This is a genomic window from Actinokineospora sp. (assembly GCF_050699995.1).
Taxonomy (GTDB): domain Bacteria; phylum Actinomycetota; class Actinomycetes; order Mycobacteriales; family Pseudonocardiaceae; genus Actinokineospora.
Genome location: NZ_JBOHGC010000520.1, coordinates 1 through 7671, shown reverse-complemented (window position 1 = coordinate 7671; position 7671 = coordinate 1). Strand labels below are relative to the sequence as shown.

Sequence of the window (7671 nt, the reverse complement as noted above, 5' to 3'; positions counted from 1 at the left end):
GAAGGTCGACGAATCCACCGGGCGTCGTGCCACCGCCACCACCGCCACCGCCACCGCCGCCGCCGGGGGGCAAGGGGACGCCACCAGAGCCGGGTGGGGGCTTGTACCCGCCGCCGTCACCCGAGCCGCTCCCACCCGGAGGGTACGAACCGGGGCCGCCCTGATCGCCGCTGCCGCCGACGTTGATGTCCTGGCCACCCGGCTTCTTCACGCCGCCGGTGCCGCCGGTTTCACCCGGGTCGCCCGTGCCCCCGCCCCCCATCGTCGGCGGCGGCGCGAAGGCGGGCATCGTCGACGAACTGCCCAACGCACCGTCGTACGACCCGACCACCCGCGCGGCTTCCTGGTGCGCCGTCTGGCTCTCGCGGTAGTCGTTCATGTAGACGGCGGACTTGCGGGCCAGGTCGAGAGGGTTGGTCGTCGTCATGAGGTCGCGGTTGGCGGCCGCCATGTCGAAGGGCTTCTCCTCCGGCATCGAGTTCTTCGCCTCAGCCAGCGCCGCGGCCTGCAAACTCGTCTGCGTCCCCGCCAACTGCGCGCTCTGCCCGGACTTGCCGACCCAGTTGCCGATGTCGGCCATGAACTGCCGAGCCTTGTCGCCCGCCTGCCCCTGCCAGTCCGACTGGCTGCTGTTGATCGCGTTGGCAACATCCGTCTGAAACTTCGTCATCGCGTTGCCCGCGCTGATGTACAGCTCGCCGATCTCGCCGACCTGGTCCGGATCCACGTTCTCGGTGACCATTGGACGCAACTCGGAGTGCTCGTGGCTCATGTAGTTCGACCGCGGCATCCCCGGAGCAGGACGCGTGTCGACGCCCTGCGCGAGCTGGGCGGCCTGCGCGCTCATGTCCTGGTTGTACTGCTCGTTGATCTCGCTGTTGCGGGTGAACCGCTTCCAGATCTCCCACCACTCGGAGTTCTCGATGTCGCGGTCGACCTGCTGCTCAGCCTGGTCGCGCACCTCGGTGCCGCTGTCCGAGGTGCCCTTGCGCTCGATGTAGTACCGGCTGTTGGGGTCGTAGGTGGGGTCGTAGGCCGGGTGGTCACGCTGACCATTCCGCGACACGTCCACGGTCGTCTGGTTCCCCTGGGGCGGGGTGTACGCAGTCCTGACTGGTCCAGGCATTGGTCAATCCCTCCGCTACCTAGGGCAATTCCGACTCGACGAGCTTCGCCGCTTCGAGCGCGGGCGCGCACAGCTTGGCGGCGTCACCGCCCGTGACAAGCACGTCGACTCGCGACGACTCGGTTACCTCCAGGGCCACGGCGCAGTGTCCGCCGCCCTCGCCCAGGTACTGCGCCGCCTGCCTCGACCCGACCTGCTGCTTCGTGATCTCCCCGTCGGCCACAATGTCTTTGAGGCCGCGTCGCTCATAGATGCCGACGCCGATCGTGTAGCTGTCGGTGACGCTCGCCTTGTTCACACGCCACTGGCACGACGGCACACTCTTCGAGGTGCCTTCCTTCGGTTCGCCGGTGACGCCGAGGGAGCTCATCGCAGATGCCGGGAGAAGTTCGCAGGGCTTGATCGACTTCAGCGGACTGGAGGATGTCGCCGGACTGGACTTCGTGGGTGTCGTGCCGCTCGTCGTGGAGTCAGACGACTCGGTCGACGACACCGCGGCCGTCGGCGAACCGGCGGTCGACTCGGAGCAGCCCGCGCACGCGAGAACAGCTGCCAGTATCGAAATGGTCGCGCGAATGCGGCTCACGGTGTTTCCAGCCATCTCTTGTGATTTCACGGGTCAGCTGAGCTTCTTGGCACTGAGACTGTCAGTGTTCTGGTAGTTGGCCATTGCCTGACGAATGCCTTCCTCCGCTTTGACCAGTGACTCGCGGAATGCCTTCAACTGCGTGAGGAAACCCTGCTGGTCGGTCGCGACCTGCTTCAGATGAGACTTCATGACACCGGCGCCGTTGCTGCCACCGAGCATCGCGTCCTGGTTGAGGAGGTGCAGGCTCGCCTGCTCGCCATCCACCCACTCGGCCATGTCCCTGATGGCGGCCAGAAGTGCGTCGCCGCCCGCTTCGTTGACCGCGAATGCCCCGCTCGCCGCCCCCGAGGCGAAGTCCGACATGGATTTGCCGATCGTGCTGCCGATAGCGGCGCCACCCGCGTCGTCGATGTACATGTGTGCCCCTAGTCCGATCGCCTTCCAGACCCCAAGGGCACGGTACCAATCGCCCGTGGTGTCCGTCTTGTGTGTGACGAAATGGCCTGGCGTCCGGTTCCCCGGAAACACGAGGTCCCCCGCACGGACCATGCGGGGGACCTCGGTGTTCGTCGACTCAGCCGAAGCGGCCCGAGATGTAGTCCTCGGTGGCCTTCTGACCTGGGTTGGAGAAGATGCGCTCGGTGTCGTCGATCTCGATCAGCCGCCCGGGCTGGCCGACGCCCGCGAGGTTGAAGAACGCGGTCTGGTCACTCACTCGGGCAGCCTGCTGCATGTTGTGGGTGACGATCACGATCGTGTAGTCCTTCTTGAGTTCCCCGATGAGGTCCTCGATCGCCAGTGTGGAGATCGGGTCCAGGGCCGAGCACGGCTCGTCCATCAGGAGGACGTCCGGCTGGACCGCGATGGCTCGGGCGATGCACAGACGCTGCTGCTGACCGCCCGACAGGCCGCCGCCGGGCTTGGTGAGGCGGTCCTTGACCTCCGCCCACAGGTTGGCGCCGCGCAGGGCTCGTTCGGCTACCTCGTCGAGTTTGCGCTTGTCGCGTTCGCCCGCCAGCTTCAGGCCGGCGACGACGTTGTCGCGGATCGACATCGTCGGGAACGGGTTGGGGCGCTGGAACACCATGCCGATGGTGCGCCGCACGGACACCGGGTCGACTGTCGAGGCGTAGATGTCCTCGCCGTCGAGGAGGACCTTCCCTTCGGCGCGGGCGCCGGGGATGACCTCGTGCATGCGGTTGAGCGACCGCAGGACGGTCGACTTGCCGCAGCCCGAGGGGCCGATGAACGCGGTGACATTGCGCGGGGGCACTGCCAGCGAAACCTTGTCCACGGCGTGGAACTTCCCGTAGTACAGGTTCAGGTCTTTCACGTCGATGCGCTTGGCCATGGTTGCTCTACCGCCCGCTCACTTGGTCTTCAGAGACGTCAGCCGCGAGATCAGGGATCCCAGCAGGTTGAACACGGTGATGATCAGAATCAGGGTGACCGCCGCGCCCCAGACCCGTGCTTCGCCGACCTCGTTGGTGGTCAGCCGCTCCGAGGTCATGAGCAGCGGCAGCGAGGACATGCTGCCGCCGAACGGGTCATAGTTGATGAAGGTCGTGTAGCCCACGAGCACCAGCACCGGCGCGGTCTCGCCCATGACGCGGGCGAGGGCCAGCGAGATGCCGGTGATGATGCCGGACATCGCGGTCGGGATGACGATCTTGACGATCGTCTTCCACTTGGGGATGCCGAGCGCGTACGACGCTTCGCGGAGTTCGTCGGGGACGATCTTCAGCAGTTCCTCGGTTGTCCGCACGACGACCGGGATCATCAGCAGCACCAAGGCGAGCGACACCGCGAAGGCGCTTCGCGGCATGCCCATCGTGGTGATCCACAGGGCGTAGATGAACAGCGCGGCGACGATCGACGGGACACCCGAGAGGATGTCGACGGTGAACGTGACCGCGCGCGCGAGGCGCGAGTTCTTGCCGTACTCCACCAGGTACACCGCCACCATGATGGCGATGGGCACCGCGATGACCGCGCAGATCAGTCCTTGCAGCAGCGTGCCGAGGATCGCGTGGTAGACCCCGCCGCCGAACTGGCGCGATGTCAGGCCCGCGAGGGACTTCTGCCACCAGTCCGCGGTGAGGACGTGCTTGAAGCCCTTCGAGATGACGGTGAAGAGCAGCCACACGAGCGGCGCGAGGGCGAGGACGAAGGTCGAGCCGACGAGGATCGTCGCGGCCCGGTTCTTCAGCCTGCGCCCGGCGCTGAGCTGCTGGAACGCAGGCGCCTTCGCGGGCCGGTCCAGGCTGGTCGCGGTAGTCATCATTCGTACTCCTTGTGACCCGCGATGATGGACCGAGCGAAGGCGTTGACGATGAAGGTCAGGACGAACAACACCAGGCCCGCGGCGATGTAGGCGCCCGCGCCACGCGGGTCGTTGAACTCCTGTGCCGCGCGGGCGATCTTCGAGGCGATGGTGTCGCCGCCGTCGAAGAGGCTGAAGCTGAAGTTCGTCGTCGTCGAGCTGAGGATGATCATCACGGCGATGGTCTCGCCGAGGGCGCGGCCCAGGCCCAGCATCGACGCGCTGATGTAACCCGCCTTGCCGAACGGCAGGACCGTGGTCCGGATGACCTCCCACTTGGTGGCTCCGAGCGCGAGCGCGCCCTCGACCTGCATGGTGGGTGTGCGGTCGAAGACCTCGCGGCTGATGGCGGTGATGATCGGCAGGAGCATGACCGCGAGGACGATGCTCGCGGTGAAGATCGTCTGCCCGATGCCGAGGTCGGAGCTGCCCTTGGCGAAGATCGGCAGGAAGCCCAGGTTCTCATTGAGCCACTTGCTGAACGGTGCGATCGCGGGCGCCAGGACGTAGGCGCCCCAGAGGCCGTAGATGATCGACGGCACCGCGGCCAGCAGGTCGACGATGTAGGAGAACGGCCGGGCCAGCCTGCGCGGCGCGTACTGGGTGAGGAACAGCGCGATGCCCAGCGAGACCGGCATCGCGATCAGCAGGGCGAAGACCGAGCTGAAGACGGTGACCAGCAGCAGGTCCAGCACGCCGAAGGCGAGGTCGCCCGGCTCGGCGTTCCAGTCGCGACTGAACAGGAAGTTGGACTGGTTCTCCATCAGCGAAGGGATCGCCTGGATCAGCAGGAAGACGCCGATCAGGACGATCATCGCGACCACGAAGACGCCGGAGCCGACCGTCAGCGCCTTGAAGATGCGGTCACCCGGGCGAGTGATCACCTTGGCAGGCGCGGCAGGCCCTGGAGGGGGTCCGCCCGCACCCTGCTCGTTGGAAGAAATCGTGGCCTCCGCGGCGGTGTAGGAAGCCGAACCGCCCCGCGGCCCACGAGGGGCCACGGGGCGTCCGACCGAGACGGGTTCGCTCATCGCTTACGCCCGTTCGAAGTGTGCCGGCTGCCGACTAGGAAATCGCCTTGATGGCGGTGAGCAGCTTGGCCTGGAACTCGTTGGGCAGCGGCACGTAGCCCGCGTCCGCGAGAGTCGCCTGGCCGGTGGTGGCGGAGGTGGTCAGGAACGCCTTCACGGCCTTGGCGGTGTCGGCGTCGTAGCCCTTCGAGCAGACGATCTCGTAGGTCGCCAGGACCAGCGGGTAGGCGCCTGCTTCCTTGCTCGCGTAGAGAGCGTCGAGGTCGATGACCAGGTCATTGCCCTCGCCCTTGATCTTGGCGGCGTTGATGGCCTTCGCGGCGCCCTCGGCGCCGAGCGCGACCGGACCGGCACCGCTGTCGATCTTGGCGGAGTTCAGCTTCTTGTCCTGGACGTAGGACCACTCGATGTAGCCGATGGTGCCGGTGCCCGCGGAGATGGCGTCGGCCACACCCGCGGAACCCTGGGCGCCCTGGCCGATGCCGCCGTTGAACTTCTTGCCCGCGTCCTTGCCCCAAGCTTCCTTGGCGGCGGCCTTGAGGTACTTCTGGAAGTTGTCGGTGGTGCCCGACTCGTCACCGCGGTAGATCACGGTGATGGCGGTGTCCGGCAGGGTCTTGCCGGAGTTGAGCGCGGCGATTGCCGGGTCGTTCCACTTGGCGATGCCGCCGTTGAAGATCTTGGCGGTGACCTCGGCGTTGAGCACCAGGTCGGTGACGCCGTCGATCTTGTACGCGATGCCGACCGGGCCGAAGACCATCGGAAGGTTCCACGCCGGGTTGCCCTGGCAGCGCTTCGCCGCGGCCTCGATCTCGCCCTTGTCCTTGTTCAGCGCCGAGTCGGAGCCGCCGAAGTCGACGATGCCCGCGTTGAACTGTTTGACGCCCGCGCCGGAACCCGACGGGGTGTAGGCCAGCTGCTGGTCAGGGCAGGCGGCGACGTACGCGGCGGTGAACGCCTCGATGGCGCCCTTCTGCGCGCTGGAGCCTTCCGCGACCAAGCCCTTCTTGCCGCCGCACTCGATCGCAGCGGTCTGCGTGGGCGCGGGAGCGGCGGAGTTGTTCGAACCCGCGGGGGTGTTGGCGTCGCTGCCACATGCCGTCAGCGCGAGGGCGCCTGCGGCGATGAGACTCAGCACGGACGCGTGCCGCTTGATGTTCACGTTGGATTCCTCCACCAGGAGTCTTCATTGTCGCGGCACACCGAGTGGCGCCGCCTCTCGTGAGGGGACGCTAGGCAGCGGTGGTTGACGGTTCACCCCAACAAAATGAACGACGGGTGAACAAGCACCTGATTGTGACCAGAGCGACCCACTAGTCGCCCGTCCGTGTCCAGCGCGTGACCTGCGTGTACGCAGCGCGTAACCGGCTAACCCCGGTCGGTGTCCACAGTGGAGGAATACTGGACGTGGGCCTCCGCGCGCTCGAAGCCGAGTCCCCGGTAGACGGTCACCGCGGGCGTGTTGTCCGATTCGACGTAGAGGATCACTTCGGACAGTCCCAGGTCGACGAGGTGCGCGAGGCCCGCGAGGGTGAGTGCCTTGCCGAGCCCACCGCCCTGGGCGGCCGGGTCCACACCGACCACATAGACCTCACCCTCGCCTCCCGGGTGGACCTTCGTCCAGTGGAAGCCGAGCACGCGGTCGTCGGCGTCGACGGCGAGGAAGAAGCCCGCCGGGTCGAACCAGAGCTCCTTCTCGGTCGCCTCGACCTCGGCGACGGTCAGCGCGCCTTGCTCCGGATGCCAGTCGAACGCACGCCGGTTGACCTCGACGAGGGCCACCTCGTCCTGGCCGGGCACGAACGTGCGGACGCGGACACCGTCACGCCAGTGCGGCTCGGGGAGCTTTGCGGTGGTCAGGTCGAGGCGCATCTTGAGCATCTCGCGGACCTTGGTCAGGCCGAGCTTGGCGGCGATGGCCGAGGCGGCAGGGTGGTCCCCGTGGGACCACAAGCGCACTCCCGGCGTGGCCCGCTCCAGGACCGCGCGCACGAGTTCGGTGCCGATGCCATTGCCGCGGGCGTCCGGGTGAACGAACGCCTCGACGACCTGGCGGCCGAAGGCGTCGCCATCTGTGTCGAGGTGGGCGTAGCCGACGGCTTCGCCGCCGACGGTGGCCAGCAGGTGCTCGCCGCCGCGGAAGTCGCGCGGCAGCGGGCCGTCCGCGGCCACCTCGGGGCCGCCGTCCACTGCGGCGACCGCGAGCAGCAAAGAGCGGATCAACGCCGAATGGCGCCCATCAAGGGCGCCATTCAGCCAGGCATACGTCGCAGACGTCGATGGGGTGTGGTCCACCCCTCCGACATTAGGCGTCGATCGAGTAGCGGAGCTCGTCGGCCGAGATCTCCGCTTCACGGCGGGAGCCCGACTTCGGCGGCTGGACGAACTTGTAGCCGACGTTGCGGACGGTGCCGATGAGCTGCTCGTGCTCGGGGCCGAGCTTGGCGCGCAGCCGCCGGACGTGGACGTCCACGGTGCGGGTGCCGCCGAAGAAGTCGTAGCCCCAGACCTCCTGCAGCAGCTGCGCGCGGGTGAACACCCTGCCGGCGTGCTGTGCGAGGTACTTGAGCAGCTCGAACTCCTTGTAGGTGAGATCCAGCGG

At 67.2% G+C, this 7671-nt stretch carries 8 protein-coding genes and 1 pseudogene; all 9 read right to left on the bottom strand.

From position 1 onward, the window contains the following. A pseudogene (locus ACRDSQ_RS25850) lies at positions 1-1126 on the bottom strand (hypothetical protein); the annotation flags it as partial. A 19-nt stretch (positions 1127-1145) separates the two neighbouring features. Then, complete coding sequence (locus tag ACRDSQ_RS25845; protein WP_431424556.1) at positions 1146-1727, bottom strand: DUF3558 family protein; 582 nt, start codon at positions 1725-1727, stop codon at positions 1146-1148. A gap of 18 nt (positions 1728-1745) precedes the next feature. Then, complete coding sequence (locus tag ACRDSQ_RS25840; RefSeq protein WP_431424555.1) at positions 1746-2132, bottom strand: hypothetical protein; 387 nt, start codon at positions 2130-2132, stop codon at positions 1746-1748. A 157-nt stretch (positions 2133-2289) separates the two neighbouring features. After that, the gene (pstB, locus tag ACRDSQ_RS25835) at positions 2290-3066 is read right to left on the bottom strand and encodes a phosphate ABC transporter ATP-binding protein PstB (protein WP_431424554.1); all 777 of its coding nucleotides are present in this window, start codon (positions 3064-3066) and stop codon (positions 2290-2292) included. Positions 3067-3084: 18 nt separating this feature from the next. After that, positions 3085-3999 carry a phosphate ABC transporter permease PstA gene (pstA, locus tag ACRDSQ_RS25830; RefSeq protein ID WP_431424553.1) on the bottom strand — a complete coding sequence of 305 codons (915 nt, stop codon included), beginning with the start codon at positions 3997-3999 and terminating at the stop codon, positions 3085-3087. Beyond that, positions 3996-4922, bottom strand: coding sequence for a phosphate ABC transporter permease subunit PstC (gene pstC, locus ACRDSQ_RS25825; protein ID WP_431424552.1), 927 nt, complete (start codon positions 4920-4922; stop codon positions 3996-3998). The genes pstA and pstC overlap by 4 nt, the downstream gene beginning before the upstream one ends. 181 nt (positions 4923-5103) lie before the next feature. Further along, the gene (gene pstS, locus ACRDSQ_RS25820) at positions 5104-6231 is read right to left on the bottom strand and encodes a phosphate ABC transporter substrate-binding protein PstS (RefSeq protein ID WP_431424551.1); all 1128 of its coding nucleotides are present in this window, start codon (positions 6229-6231) and stop codon (positions 5104-5106) included. A gap of 206 nt (positions 6232-6437) precedes the next feature. Beyond that, complete coding sequence (mshD, locus tag ACRDSQ_RS25815) at positions 6438-7325, bottom strand: mycothiol synthase (protein ID WP_431424557.1); 888 nt, start codon at positions 7323-7325, stop codon at positions 6438-6440. Between the two features lie 49 nt (positions 7326-7374). Next, positions 7375-7671, bottom strand: a 297-nt coding sequence (locus ACRDSQ_RS25810; RefSeq protein WP_431424550.1) for a winged helix-turn-helix domain-containing protein, incomplete at its 5' end; no start/stop codon positions are given.